The organism is Pseudogulbenkiania sp. FW507-F1 (genome assembly GCF_058781125.1).
This window is the reverse complement of record NZ_JBYSWM010000005.1, coordinates 127,095-149,838: the sequence shown is the minus strand read 5'-3', so window position 1 is coordinate 149,838 and position 22,744 is coordinate 127,095. Positions and strand designations below refer to the sequence as shown.

Sequence of the window (22,744 nt, the reverse complement as noted above, 5' to 3'; positions counted from 1 at the left end):
CACAAGCAATGGCAACGCAATTCCGTTTGGATGATGACGAAGTGGTGGTGATTGTCGGCTCCGGTGCCGGCGGCGGCACGCTGGCCAACGAACTGGCGCAAAAGGGCGTCAAGTGCGTGGTACTGGAGGCAGGCAAGCACTACCAGCCCGACGATTTCGAGAACGACGAGTGGGCGATGTTCAACAAGATTTCCTGGCTGGACAAGCGCATCTCGGCGGGTGGCTGGCATCACACCAAGACCTACCCCAATCTGCCCGCCTGGATCGTCAAGGGCGTGGGCGGCTCCACCATCCACTGGGCCGGCCTGGCGCTGCGCTTTTTGCCGCACGACTTTCGCAACAAGTCGACCTACGGCCACGTCGACGGCGCCAACCTGCTCGACTGGCCGATCGGCTACGACGACCTCGAACCCTACTATTTCCGCGCCGAGAAGAAGATGGGCGTGGCCGGCACGGCAGCCAGCGGCCTGCCGCTGTTACCCGAGAACAACCATTACAAGGTGATCGCCGCCGGGGCGCGCAAGGTCGGCTACAAGCAGATCGTGCGGCCGATGGCGATCAACTCGCAGGCGTACGACGGCCGCCCCGGCTGCCAGCAGCTCGGCTTCTGCATGCAGGGCTGCAAAATGACCGCCAAGTGGTCGACGCTCTACACCGAAATCCCCAAGGCGCTCGACACCGGCCGCGTCGAGCTGCGCCCGCAGAGCATGGTGCTGAAGATCGAGCACGACAAGAGCGGCAAGGTCACGGGCGTGGTCTACGTCGACCCGCACGGCCGCACGCAGCGCCAGGCGGCGCGCGTGGTATGCGTGGCCGGCAACTCGATCGAATCGCCGCGCCTCTTGCTCAACTCGGCCTCGTCGCTGTTCCCGGACGGGCTCGCCAATTCATCGGGCCAGGTTGGCCGAAACTACCTCACCCACACCACCGCCGCCGCCGTGGCCATCCACCGGAAACCGGTGCACATGTACCGCGGCACCGCGCTGGCGGCGGTGATCTCGGACGAGGCCGACCCCAACCCGGATCGCGGTTTCTTCGGCGGCTATCACCTCGAAGGGCTGTCACTCGGCCTGCCGTACACCGCCGCCTTCATGAAGCCCGGCGGCTGGGGGCGCGACGTCACCTCGGCGCTGGAGATGTACGACCACATGAGCTGCGTCTGGGTGTGCGGCGAAGACTTCGCGCAGGAGCAGAACGGTGTCACCCTGCACCCCACCGAGAAAGACCAGTACGGCCTGCCGGTGCCCATCGTCAGCAAGACCGACCACGCCAACGATGCCGCCATCCGCCGGCATGGTCTCGCTCAGTTCCGCAAGGTGTCCGAGGCGGTCGGCGCCACCCGCGTCATCGACATGCCGCCGTACCCGGCCAGCCACAACATGGGCACCAACCGCATGAGCGCCAAGGCGCGCGACGGCGTGGTCAATAAATGGGGGCAGGCGCACGACATCAAGAACCTGTTCATCTCCGACGGCAGCCAGTTCACCTCCAGCTCGGCGGCCAACCCGACACTCACCATCGTCGCGCTGGCAATCCGCCAGGCCGAGTACATCGCGGGCGCGATGCAGAGAAAGGAGCTCTGATCACTCCCACCACGTAGGACATCCTCCCCTTTGTCGTGGTGTTTGGGCGCCTGCTGGGGCGCCCTTTTTTTCTGGTGTCACGATACTGAGCCGGGGCGACATTCCGAGGGACTGCTCGGGGAGGGGCGAGGGTGGCTATACTGCAATGCGTGGCCGGCGCACGATGCGAGCGGTTGCGGCAAAGATAAAGAACCCCGGGGCGGCACAGCCCAGGCGCGTAGCGCACACGATGATGGGGTACCCATGGAGGAGAACAGATGGCGAACCTTTCCGAGCGCCAGCACATTGAGCGCGTGCTGGCGGTCGCCACGCACGACAGCGGGCTGAGCCAGGATTCGTCGGCGTACGACCTGATCAAGCGCTCCTGGTCGCGCTGCGTGCACGACTACGGCCTCGACCCGGCTGCCCGCCGCCACGCGCGCATCTTGACCGCGCACGAACTGCGCGACCATCGCGAGCAGGCCGAAGACTTCCTGCACGTCGCCCGCGCCGGCATGGAACAGCTCTACAAGCGCGTCTCGTCGCTGGGCTACGTGCTGCTGCTGACCGATGCCCAGGGCGTCACCATCGACTACATCGGCAACGACGCGCTGGAAACGGACCTGAAAAAAGCCGGGCTCTACCTCGGTGCGGACTGGAACGAAGAGCACGCCGGCACCTGCGCCGTCGGTACCTGCATCGTCGAGCAGGCGCCGCTGACCTGCCACCGCGAGGACCACTTCGACGCCACCCACATCACCCTGAGCTGCAACTCCGCGCCGCTGTTCCAGCCCGACGGCGAATTCATGGGCGTGCTCGACGTCTCCATGCTCGCCTCGCCGCAGGCGCGCGAGAGCCAGCACTTGGCCTTGCACCTGACCCTGCTCTATGCGCAACTGATCGAGGACGCCAACTTCCTGCGCCACTTCGCCAATCGCTGGATTCTGCGCCTGGGCACGGCGGCAGCGCTGGTCGACGTGTGCGGCGAACTGATGCTGGCCTTCGACGCCGACGGCGTCGTGGTGGGGGCCAACTCCGGTGCCCGCCAGCGGCTGGGCCGGACGCGGCTGGACGATGCCGGCGGCGGTCTGATCGGCCATCTCTTGACCGATATCTTCCGTTGCAGCATGGACGACATCATCCAACTCGCCCGCACGCCCGCCATGGGCGACGCGGCCCTCCTGGCCACGTTCGACCACGACCTCTTCCACGCCTCGGTCATTCCGCCGCGCATTGCCCCGCGGCCGGCCGTCTCTGCAACTCCGCGCGAGAGCGTGCCGTTGCCCGCCTGTCCCGCACTCGACCGGCTGGCCGGCGACGATCGCCAGATGCAGCGCATCCTGGATCAGTCCAAGCGCCTGGTGAACAAGGGCGTCAATATCCTGATCCACGGCGAGACCGGCACCGGCAAGGAAGTGTTCGCCAAGGCCCTGCACGAATCGAGCGAGCGCGCGGCGCGCCCGTTCATCGCCGTCAATTGTGCCGCCATTCCCGATTCGCTGATCGAAAGCGAGCTGTTCGGCTACGCCCCCGGCACCTTTACCGGGGCGCGCAGCAAGGGCATGAAGGGCCTGATCCAGCAGTCCGACCGCGGCACGCTGTTCCTCGATGAAATCGGCGACATGCCGCTGCACCTGCAGACCCGGCTGTTGCGCGTGCTATCCGAGCGCGAAGTGCTGCCGCTGGGGGCCGACAAGCCGGTGCGGGTGGAGCTGACCGTGATCGCCGCCTCGCACCGCGACCTGCGCAAGCTGATCGCCGGCGGGCAATTCCGTGAGGATCTCTATTACCGGCTGTGCGGCGCCACGCTGTTCCTGCCGCCGCTGCGCGAACGCCAGGACAAGCGCTACCTGATCGAACGCCTCTTCGCCGAGGAAGCGGCCCAGAGCGGGCAATCTCCCGTCCTCGCCGAAGCGGCGCTGGCCTGCCTGATGGACTACCCGTGGCCGGGCAACGTGCGGCAGCTGCGCAATGTGCTGCGCTTTGCGCTGGCGCTGTCGGACGGCGGCAGCGTCGAACTCGGCGACCTGCCGCACGAACTGATGGAGGGGCGGCCGCCGCTGGAGGAGACCTTGACCCCGCCGAAGGCGGAAAGGGAAGAGAGCCTCCCGGCGGCGCTGGACGAAGCCGGGCTGCTGCTGGCGGCGCTCAGGCGCAACAAGTGGAACGTCACCGCGGCAGCGGCCGAACTGGGCATCTGCCGCGCCACGGTGTACCGCCACATGAAGAAGTTCAGCATCGTCTCGCCGCTCGACCTGTAGCCGGCGTTCAATGCGAGCCGGGCCCTACTGGAACGCCACTTCCGCAAAGCTGCGCAGCTTGCGGCTGTGCAGCTGGTCGACGCCCTGTTCGCGCAGCAGCTCCATCGCCCGGATGCCGATGCGCAGGTGCTGATCGACGCGTTCCCGGTAGAACTGATCGGCCATTCCCGGCAGCTTGATCTCGCCGTGCAAGGGCTTGTCGCTCACGCACAGCAAGGTGCCGTAGGGCACCCGGAAACGGAAGCCGTTGCCGGCGATGGTGGCGCTTTCCATGTCCAGCGCCACCGCGCGGCTCTGGCTGAAGCGGCGTTGCGGGGCATTCTCCGGCAGCAGCTCCCAGTTGCGGTTGTCGGTACTGGCCACCGTGCCGGTGCGCATGATGCGCTTGAGTTCGGACCCCTGGATCTGCGTGATGTCGGACACGGCGGCGGCCAGCGCCAGCTGGATTTCCGCCAGGGCGGGAATCGGCACCCACAGCGGCAGGTCCTGGTCGAGCACGTGATCGTCCCGCACGTAACCGTGCGCCAGCACGTAGTCGCCGAGCTGCTGCGTCTGGCGCAGGCCGGCGCAGTGGCCCAGCATGATCCAGGCGTGCGGGCGCAGCACGGCAATGTGGTCGGTGATGGTTTTGGCGTTGGCCGGGCCGACACCGATATTCACCATGGTGATGCCGCTGCGGTCGCCGCGCATCAGGTGATAGGCCGGCATCTGCGGCAGGCGCGCCGGTGCTTTTCCCAAGGCATCGCCGGCTTCGGCCGCCATCCCCACGCGGCGCGTGATCACGTTGCCGGGCTCGACGAAGGCGGTGTAGTCGCTGTCGGGGTCGGCCATGCATTCGTGGCCGAGGCGGATGAATTCGTCGATGTAGAACTGGTAGTTGGTGAACAGCACGAAGTTCTGGAAGTGCTCGGGCTGGGTGCCGGTGTAATGCCGCAGGCGATGCAGCGAATAGTCGACGCGCGGCGCGGTGAACAGCGCCAGCGGCCGCGGCTCGCCGCCGCGCGGTTCGTAGGTGCCGTTGGCGATGCCATCGTCCATCGCCGTGAGGTCGGGCAGATCGAACACGTCGCGCATCCGTTCGCGGCGCTCTGCGCTCAGGCTGCCCTCGAGGTGATCGCTCTCCGCAAACGAGAAATGGATGGGGATCGGCTGCGAACTGCTGCCGACTTCCAGCGCCACGCCATGGTTTTGCAGCAGCAAGGTGAACTGCTCGAGGTAATAGTCCTCGAACAGGTCCGGTCGCGTCAGCGTGGTCTCGAAGCGGCCCGGTCCGGCCACGAAGCCGTAACTGCGGCGTTTGCTCTCCAGCGGTTTCAGCCGCGACACGGTGCCGGTCTGGATACGGACGAAGGGGTAGCAGGCCCGTACATGGCCGGGCAAGTCTTCACCATCGACAAAGCGCTGCATCGTCTCGCGCAAGTGGGCGAGGCTGTTTTGGTAAATGTGGCGCACTTGGGCCAGCGCGGCGGCGGGGTCGTCGAAACGGCTAGGCGGGATGAACGTAGGTAAATAAGGCATGACGCCAGTCTCCTGGAGACGTGTTCGGTGCAGTGCTGCTCCGTCCAGAGTGTCTGGCGGAGCGGGGACGGGAGCCAACGTGTTGCCGTCATGAGGCCTGTCAGCCCGCAAGCAGAGCGACGTTTTCGCTGGCGATTATTGGGCAAAGCCCTTCCTGCGACAACTACCGTCGGCGGCGCGATGAAGCCAGCGAGTCGAGTGCTGCTTGTCTTCAGCCGTGCCGGGCATGCGCCCGGTGCCGTCGCCCGGCGTGGTAGAACCAGCGTTTGGCCGCCTCCGCGCCGCACAGGTAGACCAGGGTCAGCGCCGCGATCAGCAGCAACAGCTCCGCCGGCGGCGCGACGAAGCCCAGCAGGTCGGCCAGCGAGGTGAACGGCAGCAGCACGGCGGCCCCCACCACCGCGAGCGCCGTGCCGGCCAGCCACGGGTTGGGCCGGCTGAGCCAGGGGACGGCACGGGTGCGGATGATGAAGATCACCAGCACCTGCGTGGCGATCGACTCGATGAACCAGCCGGTGTGAAACAGCGCCTCCTGGGCATGGAATACGCTGAGCAGCAGGTAGAAGGTGAGAAAGTCGAACAGCGAACTCACCGGCCCCAGCGTCAGCATGAAACGCAGGATGAAGCCGGCGTCCCAGTCGTGCGGGTAGCGCAGGTAGGCGGCGTCGACGTCGTCGAGCGGGATCGGGATTTCCGACGTGTCGTAGAGCAGGTTGTTGAGCAGGATCTGCACCGGCAGCATCGGCAGGAAGGGCAGGGCCAGCGACGCGCCGGCCATGCTGAACATGTTGCCGAAGTTCGAGCTGGTTCCCATCATGATGTACTTCATTACGTTGGCGAAGGTGCGGCGTCCCTCGATCACGCCGTCGTGCAGCACGCCGAGATCGTGCTCGAGCAGGATCATGTCGGCGGCGTCCTTGGCCACGTCGACCCCCGAGTCCACCGAGATGCCGACGTCGGCGTCGTGCAGCGACGGCGCGTCGTTGACACCGTCGCCAAGAAAGCCGACCACGTGCCCGCGGCGGCGCAGCGCGCGCAGGATACGGCTCTTCTGCGGCGGCGAGACGCGGCAGAACACGTCGGTGTGCTGGGCTTGCGCCGCCAGCGCGGGGTCGTCGAGCTGGTCGATCTGCGCGCCGGTCAGCAACGTCTTCACCGGCAGGCCGACCTGGGCGCAGACGTGACGCGTCACCCACTCGTTGTCGCCGGTCAGCACCTTGACGTGGACGTGGCTGTGGCGCAGTTCCTCCAGCGCGGTCGCCGCGCTGGCTTTGGCCGGGTCGAGGAAGGCGGCAAAGCCGCACAGCACCAGCCGGGTCTCGTCGTCGACCACGGCGTGCCCATGCTCCGGCGGCACGGCGCGCCAGGTGATCGCCAGCACGCGGAAGCCGTCGCGGCTCAGTGTCTCGAATTGCGCCAGGGCGCGCTCGCGCGTGGCCTCGTCCATCGTCTGCAGCACGGGCGGCGCATCCGGCATACCGGTTTCGACCTCGGCACACAGGCGCAGCATGTCCTCCGGCGCGCCCTTGACGATCAGCAGCCGTTCCCCGGCGCGTTCCACCAGCACCGAGACGCGCCGGCGTTCGAAACCGAACGGCACCTCGTCGATCTTGCTCCAGCCGCCGACGTCGATTTCCTCGTGCTGCAGGATGGCGTCGTCGAGCGGGCTGCGCAGCCCGGACTCGAAAAAGCTGTTGAGGTACGCCAGCTGCAGCACGCGCGCGCTGTCGTGTCCCAGGAGGTCGACATGCTGTTCGAGGCGGATCGTTGCCTCGGTGAGGGTGCCCGTCTTGTCGGTGCACAGCACGTCCATGCTGCCCATATCCTGAATCGCCGCCAGCCGCTTCACCACCACCTTCTTGGCCGCCATGCGCAGGGCCCCGCGCGACAGGGTCACCGACACGATCATCGGCAAGAGTTCGGGGGTCAGCCCCACCGCCAGGGCGACCGCGAACATGAAGGTCTGATGCACCGGGCGGTGCGCCAGCGTGTGCACGAAGACGATGAACAGCACCAGGGCGAAGGTCATCTTGATGATGAGTTGGCCGAAGCGACGGGTGCCGAGCTCGAACGCGGTCGGTTCGGCCGGTGCCCGCAAGGTGTCGGCAATCCCGCCCAGAAAGGTGGCCGGCCCGGTATGGCAGATCAGCAGCGTGGCGCTGCCGCTCAGCACCGACGACCCCATGAACGCCGCGTTGACGGCATCGGCGACCTCGCGCGCCTCCGCCGTCAGCTCCACGGCATGCTTTTCGACCGGGTACGACTCGCCGGTGAGCATCGACTGGCGCACGAAGAAGTCGCGGGCCTCGACGATGCGCCCGTCGGCCGGGATCAGGTCGCCCGCGGCCAGTTGCACTAGGTCACCGGGGACGAGCTGGGCTGCCGGTCGTGGCACGACGTGGCCGTCGCGCAGCACGCTGGCGCGCAAGGCCACCGATTCGCGCAAGCGCTCGGCCGCGTTGCCGGCGCGGTGCTCCTGCACGAAGTCCAGGGTCACGCTGCCGATCACGATCAGGCTGATGACGACAAAGCTGGTGACGTCGCCCAGCTGGGCCGATACCGCGCTGGCGAACAACAACAGCAGCACCAGGGGGTTGCGGAAGTGGGCCAGGTACTCTAGTACCGGGTGGCGCCGGCGCCGGGCGCGCAGCACGTTGTCGCCGTATCGCGCACGCAGCGCCAAGGCGGCTTCTTCCGACAGGCCGCGCTCGTCCGCGCCGAGTTCGGTCTTGAGTGCGGTCAGCGGTCGGGTCCAGAACGGGACCGGCTGTGCGTCGAGCGGTTCGTGCAAGGCGAGTCCTCGGTCAGTGAGTTTGGGGCATGGCATCCATTGCTCCAGCGCCGGAGAACCCGTGGATGGCGCGCCCAAGAGAGGGCCGCTTCGCTACGACGGCGGTGGACGTCGATCCGGCGTTCGGAGCGGGCAGGGTGGCCTCTTCCTTGATACTAGCGCACGCAATGCTCCGTCCCCTGCCAAACCCTTGCGTAGGCTGGGGTCGCCATGCCGCATGGCGCGTTCCCTGATGATCGCCAGCTAATCAGGCGCCTGCGCCTGCCCACCCCCTTCACTGGCAGGGGAATTGCCGTTGCCAGTCCGATTCGAATTCGTCTAATTTTCAAAATAAACACAGCGCGTTTCGCTTCAGCAGCTCGGCATGATCGATCAACGGCAAAAAGAAGAATCAAAGGGGGAGCTAACGGTGAATGCCGGTCATAAATTGCGCTTGAAGTGGCTTGGTATCGACACCTACCAGGAAGCCGTGATCTATATGCGGCGCGACTGCGAGGTATGCCGCTCGGAGGGGTTCGAGGCGCAGTCGCGCGTGCGCGTGGCGCGCAACGGCGTGGAGATCGTCGCCACGCTCAATGTCATCGATTCCGACCTGCTCGCTCCGCATCAGGCCAGTCTGTCTTCGGCAGCCTGGCGTCAGCTGGACGGCCGTGAAGGGGATACCATCCGGGTCCGGCCTCTGCCGCCGCTGGAATCGCTGATTGCCTTGCGCAGCAAGATCTACGGCCATCGCCTGAACGATGAGCAGATGTATTGCATCATCGAGGACGTGGCGCGAGGGCGCTACCCCAACATCTATCTGGCCGCATTTGTCGCGGCCTGCGCCGGCGGCCGCCTGGATGCCGACGAGACCGTATCCTTGACGCGCGCCATGGTGAATGTGGGACAACGACTGGATTGGGGCAGCGCCCCCGTCGTCGACAAGCACTGCGTCGGCGGCTTGCCGGGCAATCGCACCACCCCCATCGTGGTGGCGATCGTGACCGCGGCCGGGCTGATCATGCCCAAGACCTCTTCCCGTGCCATCACGTCGCCGGCGGGCACGGCCGATACCATGGAAACCCTGGCACCCGTCGCCCTCGATCTGCCAGCCATCCGCCGTGTCGTCGGGAAAGAGGGCGGGTGCATCGTCTGGGGCGGCGCCGTCAACCTGAGCCCGGCCGACGATATCCTGATCCGTGTCGAACGCCCGATGGACCTCGACAGCGAAGGCCAGCTGGTCGCCTCCGTCCTGTCCAAGAAAGTGGCCGCCGGTTCCAGCCATGCGCTGATCGACATTCCCGTCGGCTACACCGCCAAGATACGCTCGCAGCACGCGGCGACCGTGCTGAAAACCCTGCTCGAATACGTGGCGGGGAACCTTGGATTGGCCATTCAAGTGGTGTTTACCGACGGCAGCCAGCCAGTCGGGCGGGGTGTGGGGCCCGCTTTGGAGGCCCGCGACATTCTGGCGGTATTGCGCAATGAAGCGGATGCGCCGGCCGATCTGCGCGAGCGCTCGCTGACGCTGGCGGGCACCCTGCTCGAGTTTTGCGGCACCGCCGCGATCGGCACCGGCGTGGCCCATGCCCGGCGCCTGCTCGATTCGGGTCAGGCGTGGGCGAAATTCGTCGCCATTGCCAATGCCCAAGGCGGCTTGCGCACGCCGCCCGTAGCTCCCCACACTCACCCTGTCTGCGCCGTGAAGGCCGGCCGCGTCACCGCCATCGACAATCGCCTAGTCAGCCGGGCGGCCAAATTGGCCGGTGCCCCACGCGCGGCGTCAGCCGGTATCGACCTGCACGTGATGGTCGACAGCCACGTCGACATCGGCATGCCCCTGTTCACGGTGCACGCCGAGACACCGGGCGAGCTCGAGTATGCCCTCAGCTATCTGGACATGCACCCTCAGATCGTGGTGGTGGAGGAGCGATGAAGACCGTGCTGCTGCCTTTGCCCGGCAACGAGGCGATGGCTGCCGCCTTGCTGGCGCAGCCGGCGCTCGCCGGCCAGGCTGAACGCGGGGAGCTCATGGTGCGCTCCTTTCCCGATGGCGAAACCCACCTGCAGCTGTTGAGCGAGGTGGATGGTGCCCGGGTCGTTCTGGTCGCCACGCTGGATCGTCCCGACGGCAAGCTGCTGCCCCTGTTGTTCGCCGCGGCGCTGGTGCGCGACTACGGCGCGGCGGAGGTTGGTCTGCTGGCGCCTTACCTCGCCTATATGCGGCAGGACACCCGCTTCCATCCCGGAGAGGGGGTGACGGCGCGCTATTTCGCCGAGATTTTGTCGCCACGTCTTGACTGGCTGGTCACGGTCGACCCGCACCTGCACCGCATTGCCCGCCTGGAGCAGGTCTACCGCTGCGCCACGTGCGTGGTCCATGCCGCGCCGGCCATGGCCGAGTGGATCGCCGCCAACGTGCCCAAGCCGCTCCTGATCGGTCCGGACGAGGAAAGCCAGCAATGGGTTGCCGAGGTCGCGGCCTTGGCCCAGGCGCCTTATCTGGTCCTGAGCAAGACCCGGCATGGCGACCGGCAGGTGGAGGTTTCCCGCCCCGACATGACCCGCTTGTCCGGCCGCACGCCGGTTCTGGTCGACGACATCGTGTCCACCGCCCACACCATGGCTGAAACCTTGCAGCAGCTGCGGCAACTCGGCGCCAACCCGGCGGTGTGCGTCGCCGTGCATGCCATCTTCACCGAGGGAGCTGTCGAGCTGCTGAACCGTGCCGGGGCAGCACAGGTGGTCAGTTGCAATACGGTGGTCCATCCCAGCAACGCCATCGCTCTGGAGCGTTGGTTGGCCGAAGCGATCCAGAACATGGGCACGCGGTGAGGCGACTGGTTAGCCCTCTTAATCTTGAGGGCTATGGCGTACTGCGTTGATGCCCCGCCATGGCCCTTTCCATCCGTCGATCAGGCACCAGCCACAGCAAGGCGACGCCGACGAAAAAAATCATCCCGCCACAGGGGTAATCCAGCCCGGCGGTCACGATGCCTAGCAGGTAGAGCACGGGCGACGCCTTGCCCTTGAGGTCCCGTCCGATCGCTCGTGCGAGCAGGCTGTCCGGCCCGTGATGGCGGATCAGGGACGTCTGCAACAGGTTATAAGCCACCGCGCACAGCAGCAGATTCAGGCCGTAGAGCATGGTCGGCCAGCGGCCAAAATGATTCTCGCCCATCCAGCCCGTGGTAAAAGGCAGCAAGGACAGCCAGAACAGCAGGTGGAGGTTCGACCACAAGATGGCACCGTTGACGCTTTTGCTGGCGTGCATCATGTGATGGTGGTTGTTCCAGTAGATGCCGACGTAGATGAAGCTCAGCACGTAGCTGATGGCGACCGGCCACAAGGGCAGCAGGGCGGAGAGCGATTCGCCATGCGGCACTTTGAGTTCCAGCACCATGATGGTGATGATGATCGCCAGCACGCCGTCGCTGAACGCTTCAAGCCGATTTTTTTCCATGGCACCCGCTAACAGGAAGAAGGACGAGGGACGGAGCCGTCACCATGGTGTGGTTCCGTGCTTGAGCATACCCTGAGCCGCGCTGGCTTCTCCAGTTGCTTTGTGTTGGTATGCGTATCGGATCGGAGGGCGCGCCTCTCCATGTCCTTTCTCTTTCTGACCGATTGACGGCTCTCGTGGCGTCAGCTCTCTCGATGACGCAATTTGGCCAGTGCAGTACCGGTAAGGACAAGAGGGCGAGCCCCGCATACCTTACAACGGTAACCGTGCAACATTGCCCTGCCCCCACGGGGCAGGATGCACTGTCCGGACAAACAGCAGTTGCCCGGAAAGTCGCGTGGTTTGCCTTTTCGTTGGCTGGCTACAAGGAATGAGAAAAGCCGGCTACATTTCCCTGCATATAAAAATGACTGCCAATACAGGCAGCAAAGGTTTGCGCCTGCGTATCGCGGGCCAAACCATGAAATGCAGCACCAAAGGAGAAAGTGTGAGTTTGCAAGAAGAAGTACTGCCTTTTCCCACAGCAGGCGGTGCCCGGACGCACGTTGCCGGGCAAACCCAGGACCTGCATCGTAACCTCACCTGGAAGGATGCGTTCTGGGTGACCAGCGGCGTGCCCGCCGGTGTACTGTTCACCATCGGTGGCGTGTCTGCCACCATTGGCCAGCCGGCATGGATCATCTGGATTCTGGCCATCCTGGTCGGGTTCGCCCAGTGCTTTACCTATGCCGAAATCTCCGGGCTCTACCCCCACAAGTCGGGCGGGGCGTCGGTGTACGGCGCACTCGGCTGGGTCCGCTACAGCAAGTTCGTAGCCCCGGTATCGGTGTGGTGCAACTGGATCGCCTGGTCGCCGATGCTGGCGCTCGGCACCAGTCTGGCTGCCGGCTACATGCTGAGCAACCTGTTCCCGGCCGATGCCGCCATCAATACATGGCAGGTCACGCTGCTGGATCTGGGCTTCATCAGCAAGGATCTGACGCTGCGGATCAACTCCACCTTCGTTCTGGCGGTGATCTTCCTGCTGATCACGTTCAAGCTGCAGCACAGCGGCGCCTCCGCCGCGGCCCGAACCCAGCGCATTCTCGGCATCGCTTCGCTGACGCCGCTGGTGGTGATTGCGCTGGTTCCCCTGTTTACCGGTGACATGCCGTCGACGCATTTCCTGCCGCTGCTGCCGCTGATGCATGACGCCACCGGCGCCTCGGTGATGGGAAGCTGGAACGCCGCCGGCATCAGTACCGCGATGGGTGCCATGTTCCTGGCCTGCTGGTCGACCTTCGGCTTCGAGACTGCCGTGTGCTACACCCGGGAGTTCAAGAACCCGCAGCAGGACACTTTCAAGGCGATCGTCTCGTCGGGGCTCTTGTGCCTGTTCATGTTCATCGCGGTGCCGATCGCCTTCCAGGGGGAACTGGGCCTCTCCGGCATGCTGGCCCCGGCCATCGTCGACGGCTCGGGCGTCGGCGCCGAGATGGCCAGGTTTGTCGGTGGCGGGGTGGTGGTGTTCAACGTGATCGTGGTGATGCTGGTGTTGTCGATTCTGCTGATCGTGATGACGTCGATGATGGGGTCGTCGCGCACGCTGTACCAGGCATCGGTCGACGGCTGGCTGCCGAAATACCTGTCGCACATCAACGAGCACGGTGCCCCGACCCGCGCGATGTGGACCGACCTGGTGTTCAACCTGTTCCTGCTGTTGATGTCAAACTACATGGCCGTGCTGTCGATCTCCAACGTCTGCTACATGATCTTCGTCTTCCTCAACCTGCAGTCCGGCTGGATTCACCGCCTCGACCGTGCCGACTGGCCGCGTCCGTACAAGTGCGCCAACTGGCTGCTGGCGCTTGGCGTGCTGTGTGGTTATCTCGACCTGGTGTTCGTCGGCGCCGGCGCCAACTTCCAGGGCGAGAACACGCTGCGCAACGGGCTGATCGCCACTTTCCTGATCGTGCCGGTGTTCATCTACCGCCATTACTGGCAAGACAAGGGACAGTTTCCGGCATCCATGCGCAAGGACATGGAGTTGCCGCATGCCCGCGCCGGTGTCCTGCCGTGCCTTGCGCTCCTGCTGGCGGTTGCCGTGATCTGGATTTCGGCTAAGCTGACGGTCATCGGCTAGCCGGGGGTGGCGGTAGAGGATGGGGCAGCGTCTGCCTTCCTCTGCCGCCATGACTCGTCCTAGCTGTTGTCCGCCTGTTGTTGAGCGGCGGCTTCGCGTAGCTTGTCTTTCTTGCTTTTGCGTTTGCCCTTGATGCCGCCGTTGCCGACGTGTTCGGCAGTGTGGCCTAAGCTCGCGACATTCGCGGTGACGGTCGGCTTGAAACCGGCAATCTGTTCGCGCTGCAGCCGTCGCGGTTGGCGCTTTTCGATCAGTTGGAAATGGGCGGCGCAGTCGGCGCTGATGAAACTGATGGCTTCGCCGCGAGCACCGGCCCGGCCGGTGCGGCCGATACGGTGGGTGTAGTCCACCGGCGAGCGTGGCAGATCGTAGTTGACCACCACCGGCAGGAGGGGGATGTCGATGCCACGAGCCGCCACGTCGGTGGCCACCAGTACCTGCAACTGTCCCGACTTGAGATCGGCCAGCACTTGGCCGCGCTGTCCCTGGCTGCAATCGCCATGCAGGGCCGCGGCACGGATACCGGCACGTTGCAGCTTGCCGGTCACACGGTCGGCAGCCTGCCGGCTAGCCACGAACACCAGTACCCGGTCCCATCCATGCGTCTGCAACAGGTGGCGCAGCAGCATCGTGCGCTGGCTGGCGTCCACTTCGATGGCGCGCTGGTGGATATCCGGTGCCGTGGCGGCGGTCTGCGCAATGTCGATGCGCAGTGGCTGGCTCAGGAGTTGTTCCGCCAGTGAGTGAACGGCGGGCGGAAACGTGGCGGAGAACAGCAGGTTCTGCCGGTAGGGGGGCAGCAAGGCCAGCAGGCGGCCAAGTTCGTCGGCAAAACCGAGGTCGAGCAGACGGTCGGCCTCGTCGAGTACCAAGGTACCGACGGTGGAAATATTCAGTGCATTGTACCCGATCAAGTCCAGCAGTCGTCCGGGGGTGGCCACCACGATGTCGGCACCGCTCCGCAAGGCCATCATTTGCGGGTTGATGGAGACGCCGCCATAGACCACGGCCACCTTCACGCTCCGTGGCAGGGACAGGGCCAGTTCACGCAGGGTATTGCCGACCTGAACTGCCAGTTCGCGAGTGGGTAGCAGGATCAACGCCTGGACCTGACGTGGCGAACCCTGGCGACTCGTCAGCCATTGCTGCAGCAGCGGCAGACAGAAGGCCGCTGTCTTGCCGGAGCCGGTCTGTGCGGTGGCCAGTACATCGCGGCCCTGCAAAATGGCAGGAATGGCGGAGGTCTGGATGGCAGAGGGGGCAAGGTAGCCCTGACTGAGGGCGGCCTGGGCCAGAGAGGGGTGCAGGCCCATAGAAGAGAATGGCATGAATGGCGACGGGTATGAGTGTGAGGACCTTGCGGCCTAGGGCCGCAGGAGTATCGGCTGCGCCAGCCACGCGGTCAAGGAAGGCGTTGCGTGGCTGCAGCCGGTGTGCGCCCAGATGGCGGCTCTTGCTTGCCAGGGGGCTGCGGGTGGCAGCGGATCGATGGCCAGTCACTCATCCTGCCAGCGGAAAGTGCCATTTGTGAGTACTATCTGGGCTCGTCACCAAGTAAAGCAATCTGCACATGCAAACAGAAGTCAAAGAGAAGCCTCGTTATGCCCTTGTGACCTCGGTCCAGTTGCCGGATGTCAGCGATAGCGAGTTCGAGGCCTCGCTCAACGAACTGAGCGAGTTGGCCAAGACGCTGGGTTTCCAGGTGATGCAGACCTTTGTTCAAAAGCGTAACAGCTTCGACCGCACGGCCTATCTGGGCGTGGGCAAGCTGGAAGAAATCAGCATGTTCGTCAACCGTGGCATCCGCAACGACGAACTGGAAGAAGACCCACAAGAGCTGGACTCCAGCACGGTTGAGTTCGACGTGTTGCTGGTGGACCACGAAATCTCGCCGTCACAGGCGCGCAATCTGGAGCTGGCCGTTGGTTGCGAGGTGATGGACCGCACCATGGTCATCCTGGAGATTTTCCATCGCAATGCCCGCTCGCGCGCGGCACGTGCACAGGTGGAAATCGCCCGTCTCGGCTATATGGCGCCGCGCCTGCGCGAAGCGGCCAAGCTGGCCGGTCCGCAAGGCCGGCAGCGCAGCGGTACTGGTGGTCGTGGTGCCGGTGAATCGCATACTGAGCTGGACCGTCGCAAGGTGCGTGACCGCATCGCCGAGCTGCAACGCGAAATCATCGCCATGGAACTGGAGCGCAAGACCCAGCGCGCGCGCCGTCTGGAACGTCAGGGCCTGGGCCTGGGCGGGGTGTCGCTGGTGGGGTATACCAATGCAGGCAAGTCCACGCTGATGCGGGCACTGACCGGCAGCGAGGTGCTGGTGGCCAACAAGCTGTTCGCTACGCTGGACACCACGGTGCGTGCCCTTTATCCGGAAAGCGTGCCGCGCGTGCTGGTCAGCGATACTGTCGGTTTTATCAAGAACCTGCCCCACGGACTGGTAGCCTCGTTCAAGTCCACGCTGGAAGAGGCACTGGATGCCGCGCTGTTGCTGCATGTGATTGATGCCAGTGACCCCGGTTTCCAGCGCCAGCTGGAAGTGACCGACGAGGTGCTGCAGGAAATCGGCGCCGACGACGTGCCGAGAATTCGCGTGTTCAACAAGATCGACCATGTCGGCGATGAGGCGGAGCAGGCTGCCTGGACGGCCGAACTGCAGGAACGCTATCCAGGCTGCGTGGTGATGAGTGCGCGTTGTCCGGAGGATGTGGCCAGCCTGCATGCGACCATCGTTTCCTTTTTCCAGCAGGATCTGGTGGAAGACGAGCTGCTGCTGCCGTGGTCGGCACAACAGCTGCGCGGTGAAATCTACAGCCACTGCCAAGTGCTGGAAGAGTGTGCTGAGGAAGAGGGCAGCTGGTTCCGCGTGCGTGGCGAGCCGGAAAAACTGCGCAGCCTGCACGAGCAGCTCAATCCCGGCTTGCAGGGCCGGGAAAAGGAATATTGGGAAGTCTGAGGCGCTGTCGCAGCAAGGCCTGAGCGGTTCGGCCCAGGCCTTGCTGCGATGGTCAGCCTGCAACCAATACGGCAACTGTAGGGAGGCAAAGTTAGTGAAAAATCTTGCCCTTGTTTGATAAGGCTTTTTTCACATAGATGCGCATTGTGTGTTTGGTTCAAAGTGCAGACAAGCTGAAAAAATCCTACCTTTAACCAGAATTCATGAAAAATTCCTTGCGTCAAATCAGATGCCTTGGGCTACCGCCTCCTGTCAGGCGAGGCTGTACTAATACAGGATGGCGTGTTGGCGCAAGACTTGTCCCCTAGAATGTGTGGGCTGATCTCTAGCTTGTTCTTGCCGATAGTGCTGGTATTGCCAAACCATGGATAACCATGTGGGGATCATGCTATTGTAATGTTGTTAGTGTTGATAAATTCCAAGAGGATTGCTTATGATGTCTGCGACTTGTGAAGAGTGTGGCAGCGAAGCCACTCATATTCTTGTAGATTACTACCACAACATCATTACCTACGGTGATGGCACCCCATTTTTCTACTGCACTCTACAACTGTAGGGACGCAAAGTTAGTGAAAACTTCAGCCTTTGCCAAGTAAGGCTTTTTTCATTTTTGTGTGCTTGCAACGAAGCTGAACAGACGCAAAGTTTGTGAAAAAATCCGACTTTTCAGCATAGATGATGAAAAAATCCTATGCATTCATCAGCAGTGTGCATCTCACTAGGTTTACTTGTTCCTTCGCTCCTATGCAGAAGCCTCCTAAGGTGGCCACAGTTAAGCCTTGGCAGCCCTCCGGCATGTCTGCTTTGAGCATCAGTTCTCGACGGGTAACCGGATACCCCCGTTTACTGATGTGGATGTCTGCTTCCTGGCTACTGGACTGCGTATTCCCGACCCAATCCGGACCTTCGTTATCGATCACGTGCAACGGTAGGTGGGGTGGTAGCACTTGCCGGCAGTGTCACGAGCTTGTTCATCTGTTGTGTGAACACATGCAGCTGCTCTGCCAGCGGGTCGTAGGTCTGCTGGAAGCATTTTTCCACTTCCTGGCGAGTGAGATTGGACAGGTGTTCTGCGATCTGCGTCAGTGCAAGCGGGCTGCTAGGCTGCAGCTCGGCACGGCCCGGTTGCAGGCTGGACGGGCGTAGATCGGCCAGGGTCTGGCTACCTTCAAGCAGTTTGAGGATGGCCTGTTCTTCCTTTTCCTGTAATTGCCGCGCCTGGCTGGAGCTTGCTTCGATCGCGTCCAGGATGCTGCGTACGCTTGATGCTGCGCCAGCTTGTCCTTGGCTGGTGGCCTGCTGTCTGGCCTGCTGCAACGCCAGTAGCAGTAGGGCTTCTTGTGATTCTAGCGGGCGATTGAGGTATTGCTCGGCGATTTGGTGTAGTCCGGGGTCGAGGGTGTCGTCAGCCATGGTCAGTTTCCTCCATTGGTGGAAATTAGCGGTTCCAGTCTGCCGCATCTCGACCGCAACACGTGCGCGATGTTGAGTGGCTGTGGGTCGTCGTGACCGGGGCAGGCATTCGCCATTTGAATTCGCCCCTGTTATCCAGATCGCTGCTCAACAACTGGGAGGCGGTGTTGTACAGATTCTGCAGTTCGTTTTGCATGGCAAGATCCCTTTGGAACGCGAGAGTGAGTTCACCTGGGAGATCAGGCTAGGCCTTTGCAAGGAACGAGCACTATCCTGAGTTTGGGGTTGTCAGGCTAATTATCTACCGGTTCTGCTGTGATTCGGAGCCAAGGGCCAAGTACCTCGCTTACGCAATGCTGGCAAAGGTCAATACAGATGAAGTTGCCATCTCCGAAGATTGAATCGTAGCCGCCTTGATAGGATATCGAGATGTGTTCATGCCATTCGCTGTCTTCCGGCGTGAACCGGCGTTTGCAACGATCACACGAAAATCCAGCAACCACCTTTACCGTTTTCGTAGTGTACTCAAGCATGTTCAGCCTCCATCTGCCAGCTTGTGATGCTACAAGCTTAGTCCTTCAGCCAGGGATTACGACTGTCGAAAGTTGGTGATAATAGCCGCAATGCACATCTGTCGGCGCTATGGTCGTTTCTGAAGTTCGCCGCCCACCGTGATGTGTCATCGCTGCAAAGTGATTGAATGTGCCCTCGGCGTTCCCGTGAAACGCTTCGAGCGACCGATGTTCCGCTATCAGAGCAAAGCGGTCGCACAGATGAGCTGCTAATCGCACCACCGAGCGGCGGCAACTGGTCGAGAGCGCCAGTTCAACTATGGCTCCGTAAAGCGGTCACTGGCTCGGCAGGGAGCCTCCCTATCGCCGGTTTCGGATTCAATTGTCGAATACGTGCTCTCGGGCAACTGCTGTCATTTGATGATTCTGGTAAGCAGTCATTCGAATGGCTGCTGTATTTTGAAACCTGTCGGAAAGCCAATGCACACAACTCGGCCGAAGCGGTCTTCCATGCCATCTGCCCTGAGTGGCCGTTCAGGGCCTCATTCCTGCCATTTCTGTTACACCGTAGCCGAAGGGCGGCTTTCTGACTTTTGGAACGCACTTTCTACCCATTGCCGTCGGTCGAGCAGAGAGAGGTTAGATGACAGGTATCAGAGTCGAGCAGTCACTCGGTATGGCCGGCCAAGGACAAAAGGTCGGCCTTTGCTGCCATTGAGCAGCACCCTGAGCTACGTCAGCAATGTGGTCGATTGCTGACGGTGGCTGTACCGGGCAGTTGAGCGGCAGCTTCCAGCACCGACGAACTCACACTTTCGACTCGTAGCTGCCGGTCGATCCGTCAAAAGTTCAGCGACCGGTATCCGAGTGGAGCAGCCGCCCGGCACCTCCACTCACAGGCAACAGTTCGGCCGAAGCGGACGTTCATGCCATTGCGATAGCATGACTGCTATCGGCCAGGAGCAGACATTACCGGGACAGTTGGAGCCGCCATGCGGATGACTGCTTGGGTCAGACACCTGCCTGACCGCCTACGCGTGCAACTCGGCCAAAGCGGTCAACTTCCCCAGAGAGGCTAGTTGTCCGCTTCCGACTCTAACGCCGACAGTTTCACACCCGTCGCCTCAATGGCAGGTATGTAACCTATGTCAGACTTCAATAATCGGTGTAGCCCTTTTCTCCAGGCGTGTAAAAGGTAGAGAAATCAGGTGCCACCAGTTCCTGTCCCAACTTCAGCTTGGCTACCAGATCCGGATTCGAGATAAACGGACGACCGAAAGCTACCAGGTCACCACGCTGCGCATCGAGATCAGCCTCGGCTCGGGCGACATCGTAGCCACCTGAGAGAATGTATTGCCCGTTGAACGCGGCACGGAGCTTGGCTTTCAACTCGGGGCTCACTTCAGGCGCCCCCATGGCGCTGTGATCCACGGTGTGGATATAGAGCAGGCCGAGCGTATTCAACTCGTCGATCAGACGCAGGTACAGCGCATCCATCTCGGCATCCGTCGCTTGGGCATTGAAGACACCGTACGGCGAGATACGTATGCCAACGCGCTCGGCACCAATGGCGGCGATGGTCGCCTTGGCGACTTCGACCGCGAAGCGGATGCGGTTCTCGACCGAGCCACCCCAGCGATCATGGCGCTGATTGGAAGCGGTATTGAGGAATTGGTCGATCAGGTAGCCGTTGGCCGCATGCAGTTCGACGCCATCAAAACCGGCCGCTATCGCCAGTTTGGCCGACGCCGCATATTCGGCGATGCTGTGGGCAATATCCGCCTCGCTCATTTCGCGGGGTACCGGATAGGGCTGCATGCCATCGCTGTCGGTCCATATCTCGCCGGGAACGGCAATCGGCGAGGGTGCCAGCACGCTGGCGCCGTCCGGCATGTTGGCGGGATGGCTCACCCGCCCGGTGTGCATCAACTGCACAAAAATCCTGCCGCCAGCCTGATGGACGCTATCGGTCACCCGCCGCCAGCCCTGCACCTGCGCATCGTCGAACAGTCCTGGGATGCGCGCATAGCCCAGGCCGTTGGGCGATGGCGAGGTGCCCTCGGTAATGATCAGGCCGGCCTCCGCCCGCTGGCGGTAATACTGTTCCATCAGTTCATTGGGCAGGTTGCCGGTCGCGCGGCTGCGCGTCAGCGGTGCCATGACGATGCGGTTCTTCAGCGACAGGCTGCCGAGTCGGGTGGGGGTGAATAGCGGGCTGCTCATGAGAATCTCCAGGATGTCGGATTTGGATCAAGTCGGGTTGCAACAAGGGCGCAGCGACCGGCAGCGCTCAGAGGGCAAGTAGTCGCGGCGCTGGCTGGCCGGTTTGCATCGCGGCAAACAGTTCGGCGCGTGCCGTGTCGTATCGCGCCCAGAGGCCGGCATCCGCCATGGACGGCAACGTAACCGACTCGCCCTGGTCGAAACCGGCCAACGCCGCGTCCACCAGATGCTCGGCAGACATCACCGTTTCTTGCGGCAACGCCGCCAGCGGCACGCCGGAGATATCCCAAAGATCGGTGGCGGTGGCGGCAGGCAGCACCACTTGAACCCGGATACCGGTCTCCGCCAGCTCCTGCTGCAGGCCGCGGCTGAAGTTGAGCACGAAGCCCTTGGTGCCGCTGTAGACCGCGCTTACCGGCAGCGCATGCAGCGCCAGCGCCGAGGCGATATTGATGATGACGCCATCGTTGCGTGCCTTGAATGCCGGCAGTACCGCATGGGTCAAGCGCGTCAGCGCGGTAATGTTCAACGCGATCTGCGACAGCGAGTCCTGCGACGGGGCATCGGTAACCGGGGCCAGTCGGGCAATACCGGCGTTGTTCACCAGCACCCGGATGGCAGGGTTGGTGGCGAGAATGGTTTCCAGCGCAGTGAGGCCGGCGTCTTGCTCAAGATCGGCCACCAGCGTTTCGGCCTTGACGTCGTAAGCCTGCTCCAGCCGTGCGGCGAGTGTCTGCAGGCGCTCACCACGGCGGGCGACGAGCAACAGGTCATAGCCGCGCCGGGCCAGACGATCAGCGTAGATGGCGCCAATGCCGGATGACGCGCCGGTGATAACGGCAATTTTTCTGGATGCGTTCATGGTTTTCTTCTATCTGTCTGGTGGGGGAAAACTGGGGGGTTAATAGCGACGGTTCAGCGCATCTTGACGACCACTTTGCCCTTGGATCGTCCTTGGGCAAGGTACTCAAGCGCCTCCTTGGCCTGCTCGAACGGGAACACCTTGTCGATCACCGGCCGGATGCGTTCCGTCTCGAGGAGCTGGCCAATGTGGCCAAGTTGGCCGCCGTCCGGGCGCACGAACAGAAACGAGTAGCTAACGCCCCGCTGCTTGGCAAGGCGCATGATCTTGCGGCTCATCAGCCCGAACACAAAGCGCAGCACGACGTTCAAGCCTCTGGCGCGCGCGAATGCGGCATCCAGCGGGCCGATGAGCGAGACGACCTTGCTTCCCGGCTTGAGGATGGTGAGGGATTTTTCAATGGTGTCTCCCCGCACGGTGCCCAACACCGCGTCGTACCCATGCAGCAGGTTTTCGAATGCCTGCTGCTTGTAGTCGACCACCTCGTCTGCGCCCAGGCTGCGCACCAGTTCGACGTTGCCGGTACTGGTGGTGGTGCCCACCCTGGCGCCAAGGTGCTTGGCCAGCTGGATCGCAAAGGTGCCGATCCCGCCGGAGCCGGCCGGGATGAACACCTTCTGGCCGGCCTGAAGATTGGCGCGCTCCTTCAACGCTTGCCACGAGGTGAGGCCGACCATCGGGATCGAGGCAGCCTGCACGAAGTCCAGATTGGCCGGTTTCAGCGCGGCAGCGCGCTCCGGTACCACCGCGAATTCGGCAATCGACCCCGTGCCAAGGTCGAATATGCTGGCGAAGACGGCATCGCCTGGCTTGAAGCGAGTCACGTTGCGGCCAACCTCGGTCACCACGCCGGCCAGATCGCTGCCCAATGTGGCCGGAAGCTGGAAATGCAGAACCGGTTTGAACATCCCGGTCGGAACTACGTAGTCGATCGGGTTCAGGCCGGCAGCGTGAACCTGTACCAGCAGTTCGTCGTCCTTGAGCGTGGGGTGCGGCACCTCGCTGAGCCCGATCTCAGGTGACTTGCCGTAGCGTTTGAAAATAAGGGCTTTCATATGGTGATTTTCCATCCTTGGTTT

Annotated in this window: 14 protein-coding genes; 6 read left to right on the top strand and 8 right to left on the bottom strand. The window is 63.1% G+C overall.

All coding sequences use genetic code 11. From position 1 onward, the window contains the following. The first annotated feature begins 8 nt into the window (after nt 1–8). Both AC3WG5_RS05055 and AC3WG5_RS05050 read left to right on the top strand, forming a co-directional pair. Entirely contained in the window at nt 9–1,583 is a 1,575-nt protein-coding gene (locus tag AC3WG5_RS05055; protein WP_492568025.1) for a GMC family oxidoreductase, read from the top strand. Between the two features lie 257 nt (nt 1,584–1,840). After that, entirely contained in the window at nt 1,841–3,823 is a 1,983-nt protein-coding gene (locus AC3WG5_RS05050; protein ID WP_492568024.1) for a sigma-54-dependent Fis family transcriptional regulator, read from the top strand. 24 nt (nt 3,824–3,847) lie between these two features. On the opposite strand, the gene AC3WG5_RS05045 is transcribed toward AC3WG5_RS05050, so the two are convergent. Further along, nucleotides 3,848–5,341, bottom strand: coding sequence for an AMP nucleosidase (locus AC3WG5_RS05045; protein WP_008952922.1), 1,494 nt, complete (start codon nt 5,339–5,341; stop codon nt 3,848–3,850). A gap of 211 nt (nt 5,342–5,552) precedes the next feature. After that, the gene (gene mgtA, locus AC3WG5_RS05040) at nt 5,553–8,132 is read right to left on the bottom strand and encodes a magnesium-translocating P-type ATPase (protein ID WP_492568023.1); all 2,580 of its coding nucleotides are present in this window, start codon (nt 8,130–8,132) and stop codon (nt 5,553–5,555) included. Between the two features lie 364 nt (nt 8,133–8,496). Between mgtA and AC3WG5_RS05035 the strand changes: the two genes are divergently transcribed. Both AC3WG5_RS05035 and AC3WG5_RS05030 read left to right on the top strand, forming a co-directional pair. Beyond that, entirely contained in the window at nt 8,497–10,047 is a 1,551-nt protein-coding gene (locus AC3WG5_RS05035) for a thymidine phosphorylase family protein (RefSeq protein WP_492568021.1), read from the top strand. Continuing rightward, the gene (locus AC3WG5_RS05030) at nt 10,044–10,946 is read left to right on the top strand and encodes a ribose-phosphate diphosphokinase (protein ID WP_492568020.1); all 903 of its coding nucleotides are present in this window, start codon (nt 10,044–10,046) and stop codon (nt 10,944–10,946) included. The genes AC3WG5_RS05035 and AC3WG5_RS05030 overlap by 4 nt, the downstream gene beginning before the upstream one ends. Nucleotides 10,947–10,977: 31 nt before the next feature. On the opposite strand, the gene AC3WG5_RS05025 is transcribed toward AC3WG5_RS05030, so the two are convergent. After that, nucleotides 10,978–11,574 carry a TMEM175 family protein gene (locus AC3WG5_RS05025; RefSeq protein ID WP_008952918.1) on the bottom strand — a complete coding sequence of 199 codons (597 nt, stop codon included), beginning with the start codon at nt 11,572–11,574 and terminating at the stop codon, nt 10,978–10,980. A gap of 487 nt (nt 11,575–12,061) precedes the next feature. Here AC3WG5_RS05025 and AC3WG5_RS05020 point away from each other — a divergent pair, with 487 nt between their 5' ends. Continuing rightward, nucleotides 12,062–13,696 (top strand): trimethylamine N-oxide permease, encoded by a 1,635-nt coding sequence (locus AC3WG5_RS05020; RefSeq protein ID WP_492568019.1) that lies wholly within the window; start codon nt 12,062–12,064, stop codon nt 13,694–13,696. Nucleotides 13,697–13,755: 59 nt separating this feature from the next. Here AC3WG5_RS05020 and AC3WG5_RS05015 read toward each other — a convergent pair whose 3' ends face one another. Then, the gene (locus AC3WG5_RS05015) at nt 13,756–15,024 is read right to left on the bottom strand and encodes a DEAD/DEAH box helicase (RefSeq protein WP_492568018.1); all 1,269 of its coding nucleotides are present in this window, start codon (nt 15,022–15,024) and stop codon (nt 13,756–13,758) included. A gap of 242 nt (nt 15,025–15,266) precedes the next feature. On the opposite strand from AC3WG5_RS05015, the gene hflX reads away from it, so the two are divergent. Continuing rightward, complete coding sequence (gene hflX / locus AC3WG5_RS05010) at nt 15,267–16,655, top strand: GTPase HflX (protein WP_492568017.1); 1,389 nt, start codon at nt 15,267–15,269, stop codon at nt 16,653–16,655. A gap of 909 nt (nt 16,656–17,564) precedes the next feature. Here the strand turns inward: hflX and AC3WG5_RS05005 are convergent. From AC3WG5_RS05005 to AC3WG5_RS04990, 4 genes are all read right to left on the bottom strand, one after another. Next, a complete protein-coding gene (locus AC3WG5_RS05005) occupies nt 17,565–18,068 on the bottom strand; it encodes a hypothetical protein (protein WP_492568016.1) in 504 nt (167 codons plus the stop codon). Nucleotides 18,069–19,735: 1,667 nt separating this feature from the next. Continuing rightward, a complete protein-coding gene (locus AC3WG5_RS05000; protein WP_492568015.1) occupies nt 19,736–20,803 on the bottom strand; it encodes an alkene reductase in 1,068 nt (355 codons plus the stop codon). A 67-nt stretch (nt 20,804–20,870) separates the two neighbouring features. Beyond that, entirely contained in the window at nt 20,871–21,665 is a 795-nt protein-coding gene (locus AC3WG5_RS04995) for an SDR family NAD(P)-dependent oxidoreductase (protein ID WP_492568014.1), read from the bottom strand. A gap of 53 nt (nt 21,666–21,718) precedes the next feature. Continuing rightward, entirely contained in the window at nt 21,719–22,720 is a 1,002-nt protein-coding gene (locus AC3WG5_RS04990; protein WP_482580957.1) for an NADP-dependent oxidoreductase, read from the bottom strand. Nucleotides 22,721–22,744: the final 24 nt, after the last annotated feature.